Consider the following 21,562-nt stretch of genomic DNA (forward strand, 5'->3'; position numbering starts at 1 on the left):
GGTCGGTCGTGATGACCGAGCTGTGTTGTACGGCAACGCGATACGGACGGAACACGATATCCCCCAATTGAATCCGGTGGCAGCTATCTCACCGCGCACGCACGACGATGCCGTGGGGGAGCGGGGCGCCCGGGCGAATCACGGCAGTAGGAGAGGGGTACTGCAGGCGATCGTCTCCTGCCCGCCGGGCAAGCCGGTGTACAGGGATTCGCCGTCGACGTCGCGAGGGGCAGGGCCGGCTGTCGACGAGAAGCCGAGGCAGAACGAGATCGAATACGGAGGGCCCGTCAGAGGCGGCAGGTTTTCCGTCGCCGAAGGTCCTTCCGGGTGGACTACACGCAATGGCAGCGGCACGTGGATCCTGTCGGTCAGAGTGGATCCGGGTTCGATTCGGGTTGCCAGTGGGGGCGGGAGCGGGATCGATCTCGGCACTAGGCAATTCGGTGATCGGTACAGGAATTGTCGCTGGCTGATCTCGACGACACCATCGGTGCGGGGTACGACGAAATGCCTCTCGCGAGGGGCGGCCGAGCCGGTGTCCTGCTGGATTCGGTTGATCGCGTAGACGGGGCTGGTTCGGTTGTTGGTCGCGGTGTAGCGGATGATCAGTTCCGTTGGGGTTTTCGTGATGTCCACAGTCAGCCCCAGTTTTTCGTCCCAGTGCGCCGGGGCGGGTTCGCACCACTGGTTTCGGTTCTCGTCGATCGGAGTGGTCGATGGTTGTGGCGAGGTGGTTGGAATCGCCGAGTATCGCGTAGCCGAGTCGATGTGCTCTTGGGTGCACCCGGTGAGGACGAGGATCGACGATGCGAAGAGGACCCGTCGTATGTTCATGGGAGTACTGATCACTTCCCGGGTGCGTAGTGTTCTCGGCGGGGGATTCCCAGTTCGTCTCGTAGTGCGTTCTCGGTCAGCACCGAGGGATGCTCGCTCTCGTCGGCGAACTGTTCCGGTGTGCTGGGGTCGTTGTCGTGGTCGATGGTCAGGCCGACGGCGACCCGTTCGCGTTCGAACATGCCTTCGCCGGTGGGCGAGTACTTGTTCGGGTACTGGCGGTCGACCGCGTCGGTGCCGGTGTAGACATCGGACGTCGGCCGCATTGTGCCATGCGTTTCGTCGTAGGCGTGCGCGGCTTCGTGGTAGAGGGTCGTGATCGGTGGGTGGTTGTCGTACGGCGTTCCAGCGTACGCGGAGCTGACCTCGGAGAACGATGTGCCGCGTGGGTTGTAAGTGATCGTCGACGAGGTACCGGCGCCTGGTTTGCCGTCGGCGCCGAGATCCGCTGCGGCGGGATCTGTCGCTCTGGCGGAGTCCGATCCGGCCGCTCCTTCGATGATCGTGACGCTGTGCGGGGTTTCGCCCAGGCTCGCGAGCATCTGTTGCCCGATCGGCGATGACCGCATGAACTCCAAGTCAGCTCGTACGCGATCCTGGAATTCCGGGGATCCGGTGACGGTGACTTTGTCGGGTATGTCGCTGAGCACCACGTTCACGACGTTGTTGCTGCCGTTCTGGCCGGCGGCGCCGACGGAATCCTCGCCGTCCTGGGCGTAGATGGTGTCGTTGCCTCCGTCGTTGCCGACCGCGTCGGTACCGGCGCCGGTGTAGACCTTGTCGTCGCCGCCGCCCGACTGGAGGCGATCGTTGCCGGCGCCGCCCGAGACGGTGTCGTTGCCGAAACCGCCGAAGACGGTGTCGTCACCGGCCGAGCCTTCGACGTAGTCGTTGCCGTCGCCGCCGAAGAGGGTGTCGTTGCCCTCGCCGCCGTAGATGACGTCGTCACCGGTGCCGCCGCCGAGGATGTCGTCGCCGGAGGCTCCGTTGATGTAGTCCTTACCGCCGCCGCCTTGGACCTTGTCGTTTCCCGCGCCGCCTTCGAGCTTCAATCCGACCTGGGTGCCCGCGTCGACGGAGATCTTGTCGTTGCCGCCTTCGGTGAAGAGTGTGATGTTCTGGGCTTGCCGGCCTTCGAACTTGTACTCCTTGCCGTTCACGGTGACGGTCACGATGTGGGTGTTCGGGTCTTCGTGGACGTCGACATCGTCGTCGCCGTCGCCTGTCTTGATCACGACGGTCTTGTCGGTGGTGACGACCACGGGTTGCCCCGCCGGGTCGAGGCCGCCGCCCAATTCGGTGGCGGCGGTTCGGAGTGCCGCGGCGGTGGTCTGGTCGTCGGTGTTCGCGTCGGCGATGATGGCCGTGACCGAGGCGACGATGTCCGATTGCACCGTTGTGCGTCGGGTGCGTTCGGAGTCGGTCAGGTCGGTGTCTCGTCCGTCGCGTTTCCAGCTGTCCGTCACCGACCCGTCCGCGGCGATTTCTATCCCTCTGTCGTTGCCCAGGTTTCGAGATCGGTCGCTCGTGTTCGGAGTCGATCCATGGTGTCGGCACGGTTGATCGCGACCTGTTTGAGTGGTTCGACGATTCCGGCGATTCGGCTGAGTTCGTTCTTCGACGTCAGCAGATTCTGTTGCGCGGCATCCTTGGTCGCGCCGGTCCAGTCGGGGAACGCGGAGGCGCGATCGATGTAGCCCTCGAAATCGCGCACCGATTGGCTGCGGCGGGACAATGCGCGGACCGCGGTCATCAGTGTGTCGGAGTTCCAGGAGATCACGTCGGACCAGGTCGCGGCCATCAGGCGCCCGTCTGAGCGGTCAGGGCCGCCGCCGTCGAGCCGTCGACCGCGGCGAGCGAGTCGATGCTGGATATGACGGCCTCGGTGAACCCGGTCAGGACCGTCAGCAGCGCGGATCCGACAGTGTCGAAGGCGGCGTCGAGGGTCGCGGCGGCGGTTGTCGATTCACCGCCCCAACCCGGCTCGGCGCCGTGCATCTCGGTAGACAGCGAGTTCCAGTCGTATCGAACTGTCTCGGTCTCGGTCACGAGCCGCTGGATAGTCGAAACCAATTCCGCGACAGGCAGGTCCAGATTTCCGGTACCACTCATGTGCCCCCCTTGCTGGAAGGCTAGTGAGGGAGCGGTGCGGGGTCAACAGCTGGCGTCTAGGACTCGTTCGACAATGCCGCGGCGACTTCGTCGAGGCCGCAGGTACGGGCCTGCACAACCAGGAGTTTGCGGACGCGGTCGGGGAGTTCGGCGTTGACGGCGACGATGGTTTCCCAGGCGGTGGCGTCGCCGGTGCCGAGGAGTTCGACGAGGGAGTCGAGCTCGGGGAGGCCGTCGAGGAGGGTGAGGACGCGGGTTCGGGGTTCGCCGTCGATGATCAGGGCCAGGGGGAGCATGGTGGGGGCTGCGGGGCTGGCGAGGAGGATCAGGTCGCGGAGGGCGGTGTCGTCTTCGGCGAGGACTCGTCGGGCGATGCAGCGTTGCTGGTTGTGATCGAGGTGGGGGACCAGGGGGAGGAGATCGAGCCAGAGGCCCTGGGCCAGGGAGATGTCGGAGACTCGTTCCAGGGTGGCGGGGTCGTGCATGACCGGGCGCTGGGCCAGGCGTTGCAAGCCGGTGATGGCCATGCCGGCGGCGACGGGGAGGAGGGCGTCCCAGGCGTCGAGTTCGGTGACGGCGGTGAGGAGGCCGTCGAGGATCTCGTCGTCTTGTTCGGCGACGATGTCGGCCATGCGGGCGCGTTCCTCGGGGCCGATGATGTCGAGGAGGGAGATGGCGTCGGCCCATTTCTCCTCGGCGTACATGGTGGTGACCATGCCGGGGACGCGGTCGGTGACCATGTTCAGGAGGCGTTCGGCCTGGGAGCTGTCTTCCAGGTGGAGGCCGACCTGGAGGATGTCGCTGTCGGTGGCTTGGGGGAGGGCGGCGAACAGGATGGAGTCGGGCATGGCGCCGGCCAGGCGGCCCATGGTGAGGTAGTCGCCGCGGGCGATGAGTTCCTTGGCTACCTCGGCGGCCATGGTGTCGGGGACGCGGGCGATGACTTCGGCGGCGCGTTTCGGGTCGAGCAGGACGGTGGCGTCGGCGAGGAACTTGGGGGACAGGGATTCGGCGATCCCGACCGCGCGGGCCGGTTCGACCGCGCCGGCGACGGCGGCGGCCAGGGCGGGGCCGAGTGCCTTTTCGGCGACGAGCGCGGCGATCGGCTTGGGGACCAGTTTCACCGCGGCGGCGACGCGTTGCATGCGCAGGACGTCGCGGCCGGACATCTCGTCGCTGACCTGGTCGCGGAAAGCCTTGATCGCCGAAGGGGATCGGGTGGTCAGGAAGTTCAGTTCGGCGGGGTCGACGTCGAGGACGCGGGCCAGTTTCGCGATCTCGGCCAGGGTGTGCCGCATGCTGCTCATAGTCCTAGGACCTTTCGGACGGCGGGGCGGGCCAGCCGGGGGATCAGGTGCATTCCCGCGCCGAGGGCGTCGTCCATCGCGGCCTTGCGGGCGGCCAGTGCCGATTCGGTGAGACCGTGGAGGCGGGTGAGGTCGTCGGCATCGAGGGTCGCGAACTCCGCCGGGGGAGGGGCTCCGAGGGTCGCGGTCAGCTGGTCGAGGCGGTCCGGCACCGTCGGGCTCCTTCGATGGTGTTGTGGCAGTGGCGATTACACGATAGCTGTGGGTGATCGCCGCCGCTTCTTCGGCGGCGAGGATCACTGTCGGATATGGGAGGTGCGTCGGCGTCGGGGCTGGACTGTTATCGGAAGCCGATGATGTCGAGGGTGGCGTTGCCGATCGCCTCGTTGTTCTGGCACACGACCAGGACGGTTGACGAGGCGCGCATCAGCGTGGGCTGGGCGAGACCGGGGCGGCAGGGGTTGGTGATGGGAATCGTGCTGGTGGGAAGCAGGGTTCGGCGGTCCCGGATCGATAGTTCGTGGGTGGAGCCACCGAAGTTCAGATCGACGAATTCGTCGGCGAGAAAGTAGAAGTAGTCGCCGTCGATGCCTTCGTATCCCGGTGTCATACCGGGTATCCGTCGGAGGTCGATGCTGTCGGTTGTCGTCATCCCGGCGTATTTGCTGTGCTGTGGGCCTTCGGGCTCCGGCATCGCGACCAGCACCTCCGGACCGTTGGGGTCGGCGGCGAAGGGGCTGCCTGCGGTACGGATCGGGGCAGTCGATATTCGGTCGGCGCGGTCGACGAGTAGGTAGTAGTTGCCCTGGTCCTCGTGCTGGTACCAGCTGATTCGCAACGTGTTCTCGAGCAGCGAGGCCGAGGGACTGTTGCGGGTGGAGATATCGCGGGATCCGACCAGCGTGCCTGTGGTGGTGTCGATCGCGAAGAGACGACGGGTCGATTCACCGCAGCGGTACAGCCGGTACACGGCTCGGTCCGACGCCAGCGTCTTCCCCTGGTCCGGGGTGCAGCCGGCGGTGGGGAGAGCGACCGTCCAGCGCCGGGCGGCGGTGCGGGCGTCGTATCCCGTGACTGCGTCGTCGGTTTCGACCAGGAGGTCGGTGGCGGTGGTTGCACTGATCACCCTGCGGGCAACGTCGGGATAGTCGGCCGTGTAGTCGTTGTGGTCTGCGGAGGTCCAGAGGAGCCGGCCGGTCACGGCGTCGAAAGCGATACGTGTCGTGGTGTCTTCGGCGAACCAGCGGGTGATCAGGACCGAGCGGTCGGCCGTCGTGAACGCGGCGCCCGAATCGGGCCACATGACGCGATGGCCGGACTGCGGTCGGCGCAGATAGTGCCAGCGTGGTTCGCCGGTGGCGCCGTCGTAGGCGCGCACGCCGTCGATGCTCACGACGACGAATCCCGTTCCCGCCGCGAGTACTTGGCGGCCAGTGGACTCCCGTCGTTCGTTGGTCGGGGGCAGTTGGAGGCGATACGCCTCGGCCGTGATCCGGCCGGGAACCGGGGCGATCGGAGCCTCGGCGACCGTCAGGTGGTCGATGTTGGCGCTGTCGTCGCCCGCGCGTACGGCGGTGACTGCGACGGCGGTCGATACCGCCAACCCGGCGGTGACGGCGATCGAGAGAATGCGGCGGCTGACGGTTCTGGCCAGGCCCATGTGAATCGTGAGCAGCAGGGCGAGAATCGCGCCTACGCCCACGAGCGCGATCGCGCCGACTGCCGTGGGGAGTTGGTCGAAGTAGGGATAGTCCGCGCGGATCTCCGAGAAGCTGCTGGGCAGATGCCGACTCCAGGACATGCCGACGAGGATCAAGAGCACCAGCACGACCGCACCGCCGGCGCGGAGTTCCCAGGCGTGCTGGCTGTTCCACAGATCGATCCTGCGTCGCCGTCCGGTGAACCATGCGGCGACGACGATCGCGAGCACGACGGTGCCGAGCACGCCGGCGACGGCGGCGAACTGCGCGGGCTGGGCCAGCGTCGTGCTCACGGGGCGTGTGGTGGCGCCGAACCAGCTGTAGAGGGCGAGGAGGACACCGCCGATCAGCAGGCCGGTGCCGGTCGCGGCGGCTGTCGCGCGGGTGCGGGGCAGGCGGCCGAGTGGACGCTCCAGGGTGGGGAGCGTCGCGGTTGGGCGGTCGTCCGGCGTGGTGCTGTGTAGATCCCCCATGGAACTGAACTCCCCTTGTCAGTGACCGATGTGTCTCCGGCAGGGAAGTAGCGTAGTCGCGGGCTACCAAGCCCGCGCGTCTCGACGGCCCACGGCGGTAACCACTTCCGTCTACTCTGGAGGGGGACGAGGGGAGCTGAGATGTCCGAGCAGCATGATCCGCGGGCGAGGTGGCGGGAACTTCCGCCGGAGCCTTCGGAGCTCATCGAAGAGACGACGATCGAGACGCGGGGCGTGGATCAGGGGGTTCCCTCGGTGGATCTCACCGAGGAGTTCGTGCGCAAGTATGGGTTGTGAGGGTCAGCCGCCGGCGACGGCGGGGATGATCATCAGTTCGGTGGTGGTGGTCAGTGGGGTGTCCACGCCGTGCAAGGTGCGGCATTCGTCGCCGTCGATGTAGAAGTTGACGTAGCGGCGGAGGGTGCCGCGTTCGTCGCGGAGGCGGCGTTCCAGGGCGGGGGACCGGTCGCGGAGGGTGTCGAGGACGTGGCCGAGGGTGGGGCCGTCGATGTCGAGTTCTCGCGCGCCGTTCGCGTAGGGGCGCAGGGCGGAGGGGAGCAGGACGCGGGCCATGGGTCAGCCGATGACGGCGGCGCGGACGCAGAGGACGTCGGGGAGTTTGTCGGCGACGAGGTGCCAGTGGTCGCCTTCGTCGGGGCTGCAGTAGACCTCGCCGTTGCGGGTGCCGAAGTAGATGCCGGTGGGGTCGGCGTCGTCGGTGGTCATGGCGTCGCGCAGGACGGAGGCCCAGAAGGGCACCGTCGGTAGGCCGTTCGTTGTCGCGGTCCAGGTGCGGCCCGCGTCGTCGCTGCGGTAGACCGCGCAGGTGGCGTCGGGTGGGAAGCGGAAGCGGTCCATGTCGGCGACGAGGGGGAAGGTGTAGATGACGCCGGGGCGGCGGGGGTGGGCGACGATGGGGAAGCCGAAGTTCGACGGGGGGAGGTCGGCGTCGATGGACTGCCAGGTGGTGCCGTCGTCGGTGCTGCGGAAGACGCCGCCGTGGTTCTGGAGGTAGAGGGTGCTGGGGGTTTCGGCGTCGCGGGCGACCTTGTGCACGCACTGGCCCCATTCGGGCAGCTCGCCGGGCATGAAGTCGGCGGTGACGCCCTTGTTGGTCGGTGTCCAGGAGGCGCCGCCGTCGGCGGTCTGGTAGACGCCGCCGGTCGACATGGCCACGGCCAGGCGCTGGGTATCGGTGGGGTGGGGAAGGACGGTGTGCAGTGCGAGACCGCCGCCGCCCGGCGCCCACTGCGGCCGGTGGGGATGGTCCCACAGGCCTCTGACCAGCGTGAAAGTCCTTCCGCCGTCGGTGGAACGGAACAGCGCCGACGGTTCGACGCCCGCGTAGACCACCTCGGGTTCGGCGGCGGTGGCGGGGGCGATCTGCCAGACACCCTCGAGTGCGGCGTCGGTGTCGGCGGGGAAGGCCAGTGGGGCGTCGTCGGGTTCGGTCCAGGTCGCGCCGAGGTCGTCGCTGGAGACCAGCGTCGGGCCGAAGTGGCTGTTGAGGACACCCGCGAGCAGACGTGGTGGCGTGCGGCGGGTGTCGATGGCCAGGGCTTTCACATCGGCGACCGGGAATTGGGGCGGGCTCACCGTCCAGCTCGCCCGGTCGTCCGAGCTGCGGGCCAGGAACAATCCCTTGCGCGTGCCGATTCCGAGAAGTACGTCCATCGCCGACCTCCAGGTCGTCTCACCGACGCGGATGAAAATGAGCGTACTCCGCGGGGACGTAAGGGCCGCATGATCGCGATCGGTGAGGGATACTGGTCCGATCGTGCGCAACCCGTCGCACGAGCGTGACTTTTTCGCGACCATTTCGTAATCTGGCAGTGACCTTGTTCTCGACAGTAGCTGGTGATTGATAAAGTGCCTGGTCAACATCGCACCCCCGCTCCTCCGACGGGGCGCATGTCGTTGGCTGTGTGCAGCCTCGCAGCAACGGTTCCCGGCATGCTCTGGATGGCGTTCCGGCCGGGCGGAACCGAAGTACAGCAGGTCGCGGCCGTCGTGCCGCACACGCCGTCCGCGGTCGAGGTCGACGTCCTGCCCGCGCTGACCCACGACGAACCGACCATCGCGCCGGCGCCGGTCGCGGCGGACGACGAGTCGGCGACGCTGTCGGCCTCGAAGCTGAAGTACCTGTGCTCGACGGAGTGGAAGGGCACCCAGCCCCACGTCGCGCAGGTCAGCCACATGGTGCAGAAGATGTTCGGGCTCGACGACATCGGCGGCGCCAACGGGCGATTCGACGGTGACCACGGCGCGGGTCTCGCGCTCGACATCATGACCTCCAACCCCGCCCAGGGTGACGCGATCGCCGCGTTCGTGCTGGCCAACAAGGCGCGCTTCGGCGTCACCTATGTGATCTGGCAGCAGCGTTACAACGACGGCGGCGGCTGGTCCTACATGGAGGACCGGGGCAGCCCGACCCAGAACCACTACGACCACGTGCACGTGTCGTTCTCCTCGTACGGCGCGGCCAACCTCACCTGCTGATCACGGCGAATCATCCGGCCGCAGGGGCGTAGTGGCGCATCGGCCAGGGCTGAAACCCGGTGCGGCGAGCGGGCCGTGTCGGTATTTCGTCGGATCGACTCACCTTTCATTTAGGCATATCCCCACGCGGAACGGGTCCACGCTCCTACGGTGAGAGTGGCTCAGTTCTGGTGAGAGGAATGTGGACATGGGACGGTTGGCCGGCAAAGTCGCGGTGATCAGCGGCGGAGCGCGGGGGATGGGCGCGGCGCACGCGCGCCGGTTCGTCGCCGAGGGCGCGTCGGTGGTGCTCGGTGACGTGCTCGACGACGAAGGCGCCGTCGTCGCCAAGGAGCTCGGCGATGCCGCGATCTACCGGCACCTGGATGTGCGCGAACCCGAGCAGTGGGCCGCGGTCGTGGCGGCGGCGGTCGAGACCTTCGGCGGACTGCACGTGCTGGTGAACAACGCGGGGATCGTCAACGGGAATCTGCTGGTCGACTTCGCGCTGGAGGAGTGGCAGCGGATCATCGACATCAACCTGACCGGGACGTTCCTCGGGATGCAGGCCGCGGTGCCCGCGATGACGAGCGGCGGGTCGATCGTGAACATCTCCTCGGTCGAGGGGATGCGCGGCAGCCCGGGTCTGCACGGGTACACGGCGACGAAGTTCGCGGTGCGCGGACTCACCAAGTCGGCGGCTCTGGAGCTGGCGGCGCAGGGAATCCGGGTGAACTCGGTGCATCCCGGGCTGATCAGCACGCCGATGACCGAGGGGATTCCGGCGGACTTCCTGCAGATTCCGGTGAAGCGGGCGGCCGAGCCGGACGAGGTGTCGGCGTTGGTCGCGTATCTCGCGTCGGACGAGTCTTCGTATTCGACCGGTGCGGAATTCGTGGTCGACGGTGGGCTCACGGTCGGGGTGCCGCACAAGAGTTTCTGAACGAGGACGAGGTCCGTACCGGGTGATTCGGACTCAGCCCCACGGGCCGATCCGTGGGGCACGAACCGACCATGACGGGTAGTCGGGGCCGGCGACGGGCTGTGTCGCCGACCCCGACACCAGGTCACTGATCGGTGATGTAGGCCAGCCACGCGTAGTCGCGTGCTCGGGTGACGGCCACGAGCTTCTGCCGTGCGGCGAGTTCCGCCCGATCACGGGTGGCGCCCCGGACGGTCGCGAAGGTCGCCGGTTCGGTGGTGATGTGGAAGACGGCGGCGAAGTCCATGCCCTTGGCGCGGTGCACGGTGCCGATCTTGATCTCGGCGAGCTGAGTGCCGTTGTAGTCGTCGAGCGCCATCGTCGGCAGGCCGGCCGCGTGGAGAAGGTCGCGACAGTGCTTGGCATCCCGGTGCGTATCCACGATCACGGCGATCTCGCCCGTGGGGACACCACAGTCTCGGACGGCGTGCAGGAAGGCGGCATCGAGTTCGTCGCGGCGTAGACGGACTTTCACGGCCGCGCCGTCGGGCAGCGTCCCGTCGCTGTCGCGCAGGACGAATCCGCGCCCGCCGTCCAGGTCGTCGACCGTATTGCCCGCCTCGAGCTGCTTGGCCAGATCCAGCACGGCGGCACGATTCCGGTAGTTCGTGCGCAGCACCCGGCCGCGGCCACCCGCCAGCGGGATCCCGGCATCGGAGAGCCGCCAACCACCTGGATAGACCTGCTGCTGTCCGTCGCCGACCAGGAGGAGCTGGTCGGTGTCGGTGCCTCCGGCGATGCGGTGGACCAACCGGAGCTCCATCAGCGTGCAGTCCTGCACCTCGTCGACGACCACCATCGAGTAGCGCTCGTCGTCGTCGAACGGGCTCTGCCGGAGTTCATCGGTGGCCAGCGCGATGACGTCGTTGAAGTCGTGGGTCTGTTTGTCCGCCAGTCTTTGCTGATAGGGCAGAAACAGGTTGTCCCAGACGTATTCCCGTTGGCGGCCGGTGAGGCGCAACCCGTCGCGACCGGATCGTTCGATGGCGCGGTATTCGTCGAGCGTGGTCAGGCCGCGACCCTTGATGACCCGTTTGATCTCCTCTTCCCAGTAGGTGAAATCGGTCCCCCCGTAGCCGTCGAGCCGGTGACGGACACCCATCCACGTTCGGGCCATGGCGTCGTCGGCCGCGTCGACGTCGAGGTGGAAGGTGACCTTGCGGGATTTGAGGAATCCGGTCGCCCACGCGTGCAGGCCGATGAACTCGGTGCGGTCGACCACGGTCGGTGCGATCCGCGCGAACCCGGACCGGTGATAGGTGGGCAGCGTGCGGACGAAGCTCGTGAACAGCAGCCGACCTGGGTTCCGCTTGGCGAAATGGGCCATGCGGTGCAGCGCCACCACGGATTTACCCGTGCCCGCCGGGCCGCTGAACCGCGCGGGCCCGGTGAAATTGGCGTGGACGAGGGCGAGCTGTTCGGGGTCGAGGAAGGTGATCCACTCGCGAAACGGCCGGGTCAGAGAGGCGGACCGGGTGTCGTTGTCCAGATCGGCGCTGTCGAACAAGCCATCCGTGGCGACGGTTTCCGGTGTCGGTGCGTCGTCGGTGCTGATCGAGGTGAAGCTCGCGCCCACCCGGGTGGCGACCGTGGCCGCGATGGTCGCGGCCCGACTCGGCGACAGCAATCGTTCACGCGTCAGCAGGGTGTCACGGATCGTGGCTTCATCGGCGGTGAGGAAAGGATCGTGTGCCTCCGTGGGCACCCGCCGTTGCATGAGCAGCACCAGTTCGAGGGTGTGCGGGACGAACTGCGCACGGTCGAACAGCAAGTTCGCGAACATCTCCTCGGCGGTGCGGCGGATTCCGCGAACGACCTGGTCGGCTGGCACCGTATCGGTGAAGATTAGCGCGAACACTCCGGACCGGCCGATCGCGAATGCCGCCGCCCGGTCCGGCGTGGGCGGTGTCGTGTCGAGCAAGAGATGCCATCGCGGTTCGATCAGGATGGCGGAGAGGAAGCGACGTTGCGATGCGGTGAGCTGCGGATGCGCGGCGATCTGCTGCTCCGCCCAGTGGGCGCGGCGATGCCTGCTGATGTCGGACATGATCCCCCCGATGCGGTCCGTGGCATTAGGTCGTAATGCCTTGTCTGACAAGATACTTCATGTCAGACGAGGAATCCGGTCATCGAGGGAGCGGCGTTCGGCCGGACTGCCGGTCAACTCAGGCGGCGGATGTCGCCGCGGACGCGGTAGAAGCCGCCGCGGGCGGATTCGGTGACGGCGTCGACGACGTAGCGGGTGCCCGCCTGGCGGATGTCGCGGGGGAACTGGACGTTCCAGCCGCGTTCGTAGCCGGGGCTGACGACGTGGACGCGCAGGGAGCCGCCGTGTTCGACGCATTCGACGACGATGCCGGTGCCGGCGTCGGTGGTGACCTCGAGGGTGCTGGAGGCGGGGACGGCGGAGATCTCGGGGGCCTTGACCGAGACGGTGCTGGGGAGCACCCCCTGGTCGGCGTCGCGGACGGCGGACTCGCTCACGTCGAGGCAGGCCAGCGCCCCGGACGTGGTGACCAGGTACAGCTTGTCGTCGTGGTACTGCATGGAGTAGGCCGAGCCGCAGCCGGTCGCCAGCTTCCACCGGCGGGTGCCGGTGGCGTCGAAGCAGTAGACCGAGGAGTGCGAGTCGCCGGCGAAGACGTAGCGGCCGTCGGGGGAGGCGGCGCAGGAGAAGACGGCGGCGTCGCACTGGTAGGCGCGGGTGGTGACGCCCTGCTTGGTGATCTCCTCGACGCGGTTGGCCGAGGTGCCCGCGTAGACGTCGGAGGTCTCCTGCCAGCCGAACAGGACCGAGCCCCGGGTAGGCGAATGCCATTGGGTGGCACCGGTTTCCAAGGTGTACTTGGTGACGCCCGCGCTGTGGCCGTGGTAGACGCCGGTGGGGTCGAGGCGGACCATCCAGCCGGAGTTGCCGATACTGCGCGCCGACCAGAGGGATTCCTCTTCGTGGTCGATCACGGTCAGGCCGCCCGCGGCGTCGGAGGCGGCGAGGATGCCGTCGTGGATGTCGAGCCAGTAGACGTCGGTGGCCGAGACGTCGTAGGCGGCGCGCGGGACCTTGCCCGACAGGTCGTAGACGCGGCCGTCGTCGCAGCCCGCGTAGATCCAGAAGTCATCGGCCACCAGGCATTTCACGCCGTCGGGGAGCTGGTAGCGGTTGGTCACGACGCCGTCGGGGGTGAGGGTGTAGACCTCGCCGTTCTCGTTGCCGACCCAGCAGCGCTGCTCGTCGACGAAGATGCCGAACGCGGCGGCGCCGGAGTCGAAGCGCCACAGGACCGGAGCGCTCTTGGCGGTGGAACGCTGGCTGGTGATCACGCGGCGGGTCACCGAGCGACGCTCGCGCGCGCCCATGACGGCGGGCGCGTAGCCCTTGCGAACCTTCTCGCCGATCTTCTTCTGCGCGGCCGAATTCGCCTTCTCCGCGGTGGCGAACGAGCTCGCCTTGGACTGACCCTGTTCGCCGATCCGGCCGAAGCGAATGTTCACCTGGGTGCCGGTGACGATCACCTCGTAGAACTTGTGCGAGGAACCGGTGTCGTCGGACAGTTCCAGGTAGGTGGTTTCGGCGGTCGTCATGGATCCTCGCTGAGCTCGTGCGGTGGGTCGAACGAGCGAAAACTAGCAAGGCACACCGACATCGGCGGGGCGGGTGGAGTCCGCGCAGGTCACATGCCCGCGACGTCGAGTAGCGGTGGGGGATAGACGGAGTGGGGGATCTCGGCGCGCCAGGGGCGGTGGATGGTGGGGCCGTCGAGGTGGGCCAGTTCGGGGAGCCAGGTGCGGACGTAGGTGCCGTCGGGGTCGTAGCGGTCGGCTTGGCGCAGGGGGTTGAGGACGCGGTTGGGGCGGGTGTCGGTGCCGGTGCCCGCGGCCCACTGCCAGTTGAGCTGGTTGTTGGCGAGGTCGGCGTCGACGAGCCAGTGCAGGAAGTGGGCCGCGCCGATGCGCCAGTCCAGGCGCAGGGATTTGGCGAAGAAGGAGGCGGTGATCAGGCGGGCGCGGCCGGGGAGCCAGCCGTCGGTGACGAGCTGGCGCATGGCGGCGTCGATGATCGGGTAGCCGGTGCGGCCGTCCTTCCAGGCGGCGACGGCGTCGGCGTCGGTGCGCACGGCGAACGGGCCGGGACGGTAGCTGGTCCAGGCGGTGTCGGGGCGCGCCGCCAGGAGCTGGTGGTGGAAGTCGCGCCAGGCGAGCTGGCGGGCGAAGGCGTGACCGCCGGGGTCGGACAGGTCGGTGCGGTGGACGATCTCGACCGGCGACAGGCAGCCGAAATGCAGGTGCGGGGAGAGGTGGGAGGTGGCGTCGGCGGCGAGGTCGTCGTTGCGGTCGGCGTAGTCCTGGATCGGGCCCGCGAGCCATTTGCGCAGCAGCACCCGGCCGCTGATCTCGCCACCACGCGGGCAGTTCGGGGACGGCTCGCCGGCCGACAGGTCGCCGGGCGCAGGCAGAGCGTCGCCGGCCACGTCGGGAACGGACAGCGCGCGCGGGGTGCCCAGCGGGTGGCGCTGGTGAGCGTCGACCCAGCGCCGGAAGTAGGGGGTGAACACCGCGTAGTGGTCACGGCCGGTCGCGGGGGTGAGGACGGCGGGATCGGCCGCGGTGACGACCGCGCTGTGGGTGCGCACGGCGCAGTCCGTGCCGGCGAGGCGGTCCCGCAGGGCCTGTTCGCGGCGGGKGGCGTAGGCACTGACGTCCTCGGCCAGATGCACCGCGCTCGCGCCGGTCTCGGCGGCGATCCGGGCCACGACGTCGGTCACCTCGCCCCGCCGGACCACCAGGCGCCCGCCGATCCCGCGCAGGCGCTCGTCGAGTTCGGCCAGCGCGGTGGCGAGGAAGACGGCGCGATTGGGCGGGCAGCGGTCCGGGACGATGCCGTCGTCGACGACGAACAGCGGGACGACGGCATCGCTGTCGCGGTGCGCGGCGGTGAGGACCGGGTTGTCGGCGGTGCGCAGGTCCCGGGTGAACAGCGCGATCGAGACGGTCATCGGGCGCACAGCGGGGTGATGTCGGAGCGGCCGCCCGCGGTCGGCGTGGTCAGGTAGACACAGGTGTTCTGGCCGGCGGCCACGATCGCGGCGTCGATGTCGTTCCAGGTGGCGGCGTCGACGGCGGGGGTGCGTGACAGGACGAAGCCGGACAGGCGGCTGGGATCGGTGACGACCGCCCAGGAGTAGTCCGGGCCGAGGGCCGTGACGATGTAGTTGGGGGCGCCGGTGCGCTGATCCTGGCCGGGCACGCCGGGGAAGGAGACATGCAGCTGGGCGTTGGTGACGGGATCGGTCACCGTCGCGGTGCCCCGGATCTCGTTGGTGCCGCCAGACCAGGTACGGCAGCGGTTGTAGACGCCGACGTCACCGGCGTCGTCGAGGGTGTAGGTGGCGGTGGTGTCGCCGGCGCAATCGAGGCTGAACGGGGCCGGGATCGCGGCCAGCTGGTGCCAGACGCCCAGATAGCGCTCGACATCGAGCGACGGCACCGGCGCCGGGGGCGCGGCGGACGCGGTGGCCGGTGCCAGCGCCACGGCGGCCATCGCCGCGCAGGCGAGCAGCGGGAGGCGGAGCGGAACGGAGGAATGGGCGATGCGCACGAGAACTCCTCGGATTGTTGGTACTGACAGACTATCAAGAAACGATGCATAATTGATTCACCCGGCGAGAGGAGTTGTCGATGACACGGGAGTGGCCGTTCCGTCTGCTCGGCCTGGCGACCGCCGCCTACGGCGCGAGTGTGGCCGTTCGCCCCGAGGTGCTGCTGCGGCCGTGTGGATTCGAGACCGACCGGCCGGGCAGCCGGGCGCTGGCGCGCATGGTCGGCTGCCGGGACGCGATCTCCGGCGCGGCCATGGTGCTCGCGCCAGACGCCCGCGTCGCGCGGGCCGCCGGGGGCGTGCGGATCGCGGCCGACCTCGCCGACGCGCTGGTCCTCGGCACGGCGGTCGATCCTCGCCTGCGCCGCACCGCGATCGCGGTGCCGCTGGTCTGGGGCCTGCTCGGTGCCGGAACCACGGCACTGGCGTGGCCGCGGCGACCCGCCGCCGCACGGCCGTGACACGCGGGCGGAGCGGCATCGGTCAGAATGGAACGATGTCCGCCGGTTCCGCCCCTGTCTCCGACGCGGCCGGGTACACCGTGCGCGCGGTCGCGGATCGTCTCGGCATCCCGACGGCCACCCTGCGTAGCTGGAATCGCCGCTACGCCATCGGGCCCGCGCAGGACCGTCCCGGTCGGCATCGGCTCTACACCGAAGCCGACATCGGCCTGCTCGAACGCATGCTGACGCTGATCCGCGACGGTGCCAGTCCGGCGGGCGCGGCGGCGGCCGCCCGCGGGCCCGCGGTGCGGGCGGGCAACCGCGTCGACCTGCTCGACGCCGCGTTCGCGCTCGACTCCGCGACCTCGGTCGACCTCGTCGAGGCGCACGTGCGCGCCTACGGCGTCGTCCGCACCTGGGACGAGCTGTGCAGGCCCGCCTTCGCCGACATCGTGGCACGTCAGGGTGTCGGGGAGAACTGCATCGATGTCGAGCATCTGCTGTCGTGGTCGATCGCGGCGGTGATGCAGCGGGTGCAGACCGCGCCCGCGGTCGCCGATCGGACCGTCGTGCTCGCCTGTACCGGCGGTGAGACCCATTCGCTCCCACTGGAAGTGCTGCGCGCGGCACTGGCCGAGCAGGGAGTGGGCGCCCGGATGCTCGGCGCGGACGTGCCGACCGTCGCGCTGGTCGGCGCGCTGGCCCGGCCCTCGGGGCCGACCTCGCTGCTGCTGTGGTCGCAGCGGGAATCGAGCGCGCTGACCTCGGCTGTGCTGGCCGGCCTCGACGCGGGCGCACGGGTCTTCGTCGGCGGGCCCGGCTGGGACGCGGCGCTGCTGCCGCCCGCGGTCGCGCGGATCGCCTCCCTCTCGAGTGCGGTCGAGGCGTTGCGCTGACGACTGGCCGTCGGTCACCAAACGATGCATAATTGATTCACTTCGGGTGGATCGTCCATCCGCTGGCCGGGGGACGACCGGAGGAATCGCAATGAACGCATCGAACGGGCAGCGCCGAGTCGCGGTGATCGGCGGTGGTGTCGCCGGGCTGACCGCGGCCTGGGTGCTCGCGCGCTCGGCCGAGGTCACGCTCTACGAGGCACAGGACCGTCTCGGCGGGCACGCCGACACCCACCGTGTGGTCGCGGGCAATGGGCAGACCATCGGCGTGGACACCGGGTTCATCGTGCACAACGACCGCACCTACCCGACACTGCAGCGGCTGTTCGGCGAGCTCGATATCGCCACCGGGGAGACCGACATGAGCATGTCGGTGCGCTGCGACGGCTGCGGGCTCGAATACGCGGGCGCGCGCGGGCTGCCCGGCCTGTTCCCGCGCCCCGGGCACCTGATGCGGGGGCGGTATCTGCGACTGCTCGCCGAAGTGCCGCGGTTCCACCGCCTGGCCCGCGCCGAACTCGCCGCGGACCCGACGACGGAACGCACCGTGGCCGAATTCCTGGCCGACGCCGGATTCTCCGCCTACTTCCGCACCCACTTCCTGGCACCGCTCATCTCGGCGGTCTGGTCCTGCGATCCCCGCACCGCGCTGCGTTATCCGGCCCGCTACCTGTTCACCTTCCTCGAACACCACGGCATGCTGACGGTGTTCGGCTCACCCACCTGGCGCACGGTCACCGGGGGATCGGCGACCTACGTCGCGGCGGTCGCCGAACGCCTGCACCGAGTACAGGTCGCGACCCCGGTCCGGGCGCTGCACCGGCATCCCGACGGAGTCACCGTCCGCACCGCCGACGACGGCGTCGACGACTTCGACGCCGCGGTGATCGCGACCCATCCGCACGAGGCGCTGGCCCTGCTCGCCGAGCCGAGCGCCGCCGAACGCGACCTCCTCTCGGCGATGCCCTACTCAGTGAATCACACTGTCCTGCATACCGATTCCCGTCTGCTGCCGCGCGCCACCGGTGCTCGCGCGTCCTGGAACTACCGCCTGCCCGCCTGCGCCGCCGAACCCGACCGCGTCCTGGTCACCTACGACCTGACCCGGCTCCAGCGTCTCGACGACACCGGCGACCGACGATTCCTGGTCACCCTGGGCGACGGCGACCGGATCGATCCCGGCGCGGTGCTGGACACGATGACCTACGAACACCCGCTCTACACCCCGGAATCGGTGGCCGCCCGCGCCCGCGCCGGGGAACTCGGGTGCGCGCGCACGGCGTTCGCGGGCGCCTACCACGGGTGGGGCTTCCACGAGGACGGCGCGCTGTCGGGACTGCGCGCCGCCGAGCGGCTGGGCGGACGCTGGACGGGACCGCTGCCCGGCCTGGTGGCGGTGTCGTGACCGCTCGGCTGATCCGCACCGACATCCGGCACACCCGGTTGGCGCCGATCCGGCACGCCTTCCGCTATCGCGGGCACAGCTGGCTGGTCGATCTGGACCGGCTGCCCCGGTTCCCCTGGTGGCTGCGGCCGTTCGTCGGCTTCGACGCGGGCGACCACCTGGGCGAACGCGGCGGCTCGCTGCGGGCCGCCATCGACGGGTACCTGGCGACCCAGGGCATCGACCTGCGGGGAGGACGGGTGCTGATGCTGGCCGGCGCGCGTGCCTTCGGCTACGTCTTCGATCCGCTGACGCTGTACTGGTGCCGTGACCGTGACGGCACGCCGGTGTGTGTGATCGCCGAGGTCCGCAACACCTACGGTGGCGCGCATCGCTACCTGCTGCGGCCCGACGGCGACGGTCGCGCGCGGGTCGGCAAGGAGTTCTACGTCTCGCCGTTCAACCCGGTGGCGGGCGAGTATCGGCTGCGGGTGCCCGAGCCGGATACCACGCTGCGGGTGTCGATCACGCTGGCGACCGACCGGCCGATCTTCGTCGCCACCATGGCGGGCCGATGCGTGCCCGCCACCACCGGCGCGATCGTGCGCGCCGTGCTGACCGACCCGATTCCGCCACTGCTGGTGGCCGCGCGTATCCGGTGGCAGGGCGTGGTGCTCTGGGCCAGGGGACTGCCGGTCGTACCGCGTCCGGTGGCCGTGCCCGAGGAGGCGCTCCGATGACAACCGTGGACACCACCGCGAATCCCGCTGTGCCGGAGCGGGATCGGTGGCCGGACCTGGCCGTGCCGAACGGCCTGCGCGCGGGCGTGTCGGCGATGGCCGTCGACGTGCTGGTCCGCCGCCTGACCCGCCGCTTGCCGCTGGCGGTGCGCTACCCCGACGGCACCGTCGCCGGTTCGGCCACCGGAGTGCCGTGCCTGATCCTGCACCGGCCCGGCGACTTCGCCGCCCGGGTCGGCGCCGCCGGGCTCATCGGCTTCGGTGAGTCGTACATGGCCGGTGACTGGGACGCGCCCGATCTCGTCGGCGTGCTGACCGTGCTCGCCGCCCACGTCGCCGAGGTGGTGCCGCGCCCGCTGGCCCGGTTGCGCCGTCTCTACGTCGCCGGACATCCCGCCGCCGAACGCAATTCCGAGGACAACACGCGCGGCAACATCGCCCGGCACTACGACCTGTCCAACGACTTCTTCGGGCTGTTCCTCGACGAGACCATGACCTATTCGGCCGCGCTGTTCGCCGATCCGGCCGATGATCTCGCCACCGCCCAGCGCGCCAAGATCGACCGGCTGCTCGACCGCGCGGGCGTGCGATCCGGCACCCGGCTGCTCGAAATCGGCACCGGCTGGGGCGAACTCGCCGTCCGGGCGGCCGCGCGTGGCGCGCGGGTGCACACCGTGACACTGTCGTCCGAGCAGCAGGCCGCGGCCAGGGCGCGGGTGGCGGCGGCGGGACTGGCCGAGCAGGTGCGGGTGGACCTGCTCGACTACCGCCGGGTGCGCGGCACCTACGACGCCGTCGTCTCGGTGGAGATGATCGAGGCGGTCGGTTACGAATACCTGGACACCTATTTCGCGACCATCGGCCGGGTGCTCGCACCGGGTGGGCGGGCCGCGATCCAAGCCATCACCATGCCGCACGAGCGCATGCTGGCCACCCGGCACACCTATACCTGGATCCAGAAGTACATCTTCCCCGGCGGGTTCCTGCCCTCGGTGCGGGCGATCGAAGAATCCGTCGCGCGTGGCTCGGACCTGCGCGTGCGCGAGGAGTTCTCGATGGGTCCGCAGTACGCGCGCACCCTGCGTGCCTGGCGGGAACGGTTCGAGGACGCGCGGGCGCAGATCGGCGCGCTCGGGTTCGACGAGACGTTCGTGCGGATGTGGCGGCTGTATCTGGCGTACTCGGAGGCGGGTTTCCGGTCCGGGTACCTCGACGTGGGGCAGTTCGTTCTCGCGCGGGAATGATCCCGGCTCAGCGGCCGAGCAGGTGACGCAGGGTCTGTTCGAGGTCGGGAGCGCGGAAGGTGTGGCCCGCCTCGGACAACCGCGCCGGGGACACCCGCTGGCTCGCCTCGGCCAGTTCCCGCGCGCCCTGCTCGCCCAGCAGCAGCGCCGGGCCGAACGAGGGCACCGGCAGCAGGGCGGGCCGGTGCAGGACGTGGGCCAATACCTCGGTGTACTCGCTGTTGCAGACCGGATTCGGGGCGACCGCGTTGACCGGGCCGGTGAGGGAATCGTCCCAGAGCGCACGATGATAGACATCGAGCAGGTCGTCCAGGCCGATCCAGGACAGCCACTGGGTGCCGTCGCCGATCCGGCCGCCGAGGCCCGCCGCGAACAGCGGTCGCAGCAAGCGCAGGGTGCCGCCGGTGGGTGACTGGACGATGCCGGTGCGGACCTGGACCACCCGGCCGCCGCCGGCCTCGGCCGGTGCGGTCGCCGCCTCCCAGCCGGTCACCACCTCGGCGAGGAAGCCGTCGCCGGGATCGGCGGTCTCGGTGAGGACCTCCTCGCCCCGGTCGTAGCCGTAGTAGCCGATGGCGGAGGCGCAGACGAACGTGCCGACGCCGCTGCGGGCCGCGGCCTCGGCCAGCGCCCTGGTCGGGCCGATCCGGCTGTCGGCGATGGCGCGGCGGTGTTCGTCGGTGAATCGGCCCGCGATGGGCGCGCCCGCCAGATGAACCACCGCGTCGACGCCGTCGAGCAGGTCGGGCGCGGGATCGGCGGGGTCCCACCGGCGTTCGGTGCGATCGGACGGGGCGTGGCGCACCAGCCGGACGACATCGTGACCGCCGGTGGTCAGGAACGCGCACAGCGCGGTGCCGACCATGCCGGAGGCGCCGCTGACCGCGATGGTGCGGGCGGTGAAGCCGCGCTCGGCGGCGCGCCGGTGGGCGGCGAGGTCGTCGGTGAGCTGGCGGTAGCGGTAGTCGAACATCGGGCGCAGCAGGCGGGTGGGCAGTGGGGTGTCGACGTGGTCGGCGACGCGGGTGTGCTCGTCGTCGACGGCGGTGAAGTCGTGGGTGTGCCGCCACGGCAGCAGGCGGCCGACCGGGGCGGAGGCGAGCCCCTCGGTCGCGACGGCGTCGGCGAAACGGCGGGGCGGGTCGTAGGCGGCCGGATCGTGCCGCGCGACCCAGCGCAGGCCGCCCGGCAGGCCGAGGACGGCGGCGCCGCGGGCCAGATCGTCGGCTTCGCTGAGCAGCCGGACCGGTTGCCAGGGCGGCGCCAGGCGCGTGAACGCACCGGGCCTGGCGAACCAGGCGAAGACCTCGTCGCGAGGTGCGGAGACAACTGTCGAACAGTCGATGCCCATAGTTCGACTGTAACCCGTCTGC

General features: G+C 69.5%; 22 protein-coding genes. 8 read left to right on the forward strand and 14 right to left on the reverse strand.

Going from position 1 to position 21,562, the window contains the following annotated elements:
- Positions 1-138: 138 nt before the first annotated feature.
- The 7 genes from Q7X29_RS03325 to Q7X29_RS03355 all read right to left on the reverse strand — a co-directional run bounded on the left by Q7X29_RS03325 (position 139) and on the right by Q7X29_RS03355 (position 6,426).
- Positions 139-849 carry a hypothetical protein gene (locus tag Q7X29_RS03325; protein ID WP_316573263.1) on the reverse strand — a complete coding sequence of 237 codons (711 nt, stop codon included), beginning with the start codon at positions 847-849 and terminating at the stop codon, positions 139-141.
- Positions 846-2,300, reverse strand: a complete 1,455-nt coding sequence (locus tag Q7X29_RS03330) for a M91 family zinc metallopeptidase (RefSeq protein ID WP_316573264.1) — start codon at positions 2,298-2,300, stop codon at positions 846-848. Before Q7X29_RS03330 ends, Q7X29_RS03325 begins: the two co-directional genes overlap by 4 nt.
- 20 nt (positions 2,301-2,320) lie before the next feature.
- Positions 2,321-2,635 carry a hypothetical protein gene (locus Q7X29_RS03335; RefSeq protein ID WP_316573265.1) on the reverse strand — a complete coding sequence of 105 codons (315 nt, stop codon included), beginning with the start codon at positions 2,633-2,635 and terminating at the stop codon, positions 2,321-2,323.
- A complete protein-coding gene (locus Q7X29_RS03340) occupies positions 2,635-2,946 on the reverse strand; it encodes a hypothetical protein (RefSeq protein WP_316573266.1) in 312 nt (103 codons plus the stop codon). The genes Q7X29_RS03335 and Q7X29_RS03340 overlap by 1 nt, the downstream gene beginning before the upstream one ends.
- 56 nt (positions 2,947-3,002) lie before the next feature.
- Complete coding sequence (locus tag Q7X29_RS03345; RefSeq protein WP_316573267.1) at positions 3,003-4,253, reverse strand: hypothetical protein; 1,251 nt, start codon at positions 4,251-4,253, stop codon at positions 3,003-3,005.
- Positions 4,250-4,465, reverse strand: coding sequence for a hypothetical protein (locus tag Q7X29_RS03350; RefSeq protein WP_218716440.1), 216 nt, complete (start codon positions 4,463-4,465; stop codon positions 4,250-4,252). The genes Q7X29_RS03345 and Q7X29_RS03350 overlap by 4 nt, the downstream gene beginning before the upstream one ends.
- 128 nt (positions 4,466-4,593) lie before the next feature.
- Positions 4,594-6,426 carry an outer membrane protein assembly factor BamB family protein gene (locus Q7X29_RS03355; protein WP_316573268.1) on the reverse strand — a complete coding sequence of 611 codons (1,833 nt, stop codon included), beginning with the start codon at positions 6,424-6,426 and terminating at the stop codon, positions 4,594-4,596.
- Positions 6,427-6,567: 141 nt separating this feature from the next.
- On the opposite strand from Q7X29_RS03355, the gene Q7X29_RS03360 reads away from it, so the two are divergent.
- A complete protein-coding gene (locus tag Q7X29_RS03360) occupies positions 6,568-6,723 on the forward strand; it encodes a hypothetical protein (protein WP_218716438.1) in 156 nt (51 codons plus the stop codon).
- A gap of 3 nt (positions 6,724-6,726) precedes the next feature.
- Here Q7X29_RS03360 and Q7X29_RS03365 read toward each other — a convergent pair whose 3' ends face one another.
- Entirely contained in the window at positions 6,727-6,999 is a 273-nt protein-coding gene (locus tag Q7X29_RS03365) for a MoaD/ThiS family protein (protein ID WP_218716437.1), read from the reverse strand.
- Between the two features lie 3 nt (positions 7,000-7,002).
- The gene (locus tag Q7X29_RS03370; protein WP_218716436.1) at positions 7,003-8,100 is read right to left on the reverse strand and encodes a WD40/YVTN/BNR-like repeat-containing protein; all 1,098 of its coding nucleotides are present in this window, start codon (positions 8,098-8,100) and stop codon (positions 7,003-7,005) included.
- A gap of 279 nt (positions 8,101-8,379) precedes the next feature.
- Between Q7X29_RS03370 and Q7X29_RS03375 the strand changes: the two genes are divergently transcribed.
- Positions 8,380-8,925: a hypothetical protein gene (locus Q7X29_RS03375; RefSeq protein WP_218716435.1), complete on the forward strand. Its 546-nt coding sequence runs from the start codon at positions 8,380-8,382 to the stop codon at positions 8,923-8,925.
- Positions 8,926-9,112: 187 nt separating this feature from the next.
- The gene (locus Q7X29_RS03380; RefSeq protein WP_218716434.1) at positions 9,113-9,847 is read left to right on the forward strand and encodes an SDR family oxidoreductase; all 735 of its coding nucleotides are present in this window, start codon (positions 9,113-9,115) and stop codon (positions 9,845-9,847) included.
- A 124-nt stretch (positions 9,848-9,971) separates the two neighbouring features.
- Here Q7X29_RS03380 and Q7X29_RS03385 read toward each other — a convergent pair whose 3' ends face one another.
- From Q7X29_RS03385 to Q7X29_RS03400, 4 genes are all read right to left on the reverse strand, one after another.
- Positions 9,972-11,933, reverse strand: coding sequence for a UvrD-helicase domain-containing protein (locus Q7X29_RS03385; RefSeq protein ID WP_316573269.1), 1,962 nt, complete (start codon positions 11,931-11,933; stop codon positions 9,972-9,974).
- Between the two features lie 113 nt (positions 11,934-12,046).
- Positions 12,047-13,468 (reverse strand): WGR domain-containing protein, encoded by a 1,422-nt coding sequence (locus Q7X29_RS03390; RefSeq protein WP_316573270.1) that lies wholly within the window; start codon positions 13,466-13,468, stop codon positions 12,047-12,049.
- Positions 13,469-13,557: 89 nt separating this feature from the next.
- Positions 13,558-14,880 (reverse strand): cryptochrome/photolyase family protein, encoded by a 1,323-nt coding sequence (locus Q7X29_RS03395; protein WP_316573271.1) that lies wholly within the window; start codon positions 14,878-14,880, stop codon positions 13,558-13,560.
- Complete coding sequence (locus Q7X29_RS03400; RefSeq protein WP_316573692.1) at positions 14,877-15,425, reverse strand: lipocalin family protein; 549 nt, start codon at positions 15,423-15,425, stop codon at positions 14,877-14,879. Before Q7X29_RS03400 ends, Q7X29_RS03395 begins: the two co-directional genes overlap by 4 nt.
- A 137-nt stretch (positions 15,426-15,562) precedes the next feature.
- Here Q7X29_RS03400 and Q7X29_RS03405 point away from each other — a divergent pair, with 137 nt between their 5' ends.
- The 5 genes from Q7X29_RS03405 to Q7X29_RS03425 all read left to right on the forward strand — a co-directional run bounded on the left by Q7X29_RS03405 (position 15,563) and on the right by Q7X29_RS03425 (position 20,189).
- Positions 15,563-15,943: a hypothetical protein gene (locus tag Q7X29_RS03405; protein ID WP_316573272.1), complete on the forward strand. Its 381-nt coding sequence runs from the start codon at positions 15,563-15,565 to the stop codon at positions 15,941-15,943.
- Positions 15,944-15,978: 35 nt separating this feature from the next.
- Positions 15,979-16,821 carry a MerR family transcriptional regulator gene (locus Q7X29_RS03410; protein WP_316573273.1) on the forward strand — a complete coding sequence of 281 codons (843 nt, stop codon included), beginning with the start codon at positions 15,979-15,981 and terminating at the stop codon, positions 16,819-16,821.
- Positions 16,822-16,912: 91 nt separating this feature from the next.
- Positions 16,913-18,226, forward strand: a complete 1,314-nt coding sequence (locus Q7X29_RS03415) for an NAD(P)/FAD-dependent oxidoreductase (RefSeq protein ID WP_316573274.1) — start codon at positions 16,913-16,915, stop codon at positions 18,224-18,226.
- The gene (locus tag Q7X29_RS03420; protein ID WP_316573275.1) at positions 18,223-18,945 is read left to right on the forward strand and encodes a DUF1365 domain-containing protein; all 723 of its coding nucleotides are present in this window, start codon (positions 18,223-18,225) and stop codon (positions 18,943-18,945) included. The genes Q7X29_RS03415 and Q7X29_RS03420 overlap by 4 nt, the downstream gene beginning before the upstream one ends.
- Positions 18,942-20,189 (forward strand): cyclopropane-fatty-acyl-phospholipid synthase family protein, encoded by a 1,248-nt coding sequence (locus tag Q7X29_RS03425; RefSeq protein ID WP_316573276.1) that lies wholly within the window; start codon positions 18,942-18,944, stop codon positions 20,187-20,189. The genes Q7X29_RS03420 and Q7X29_RS03425 overlap by 4 nt, the downstream gene beginning before the upstream one ends.
- Positions 20,190-20,196: 7 nt before the next feature.
- Here Q7X29_RS03425 and Q7X29_RS03430 read toward each other — a convergent pair whose 3' ends face one another.
- On the reverse strand, positions 20,197-21,540 hold the full coding sequence (locus Q7X29_RS03430; RefSeq protein ID WP_316573277.1) for a TIGR01777 family oxidoreductase: 1,344 nt from the start codon (positions 21,538-21,540) through the stop codon (positions 20,197-20,199).
- Positions 21,541-21,562 lie beyond the last annotated feature (22 nt).

Source organism: Nocardia canadensis (genome assembly GCF_032656385.1).
Taxonomy (GTDB): domain Bacteria; phylum Actinomycetota; class Actinomycetes; order Mycobacteriales; family Mycobacteriaceae; genus Nocardia; species Nocardia canadensis.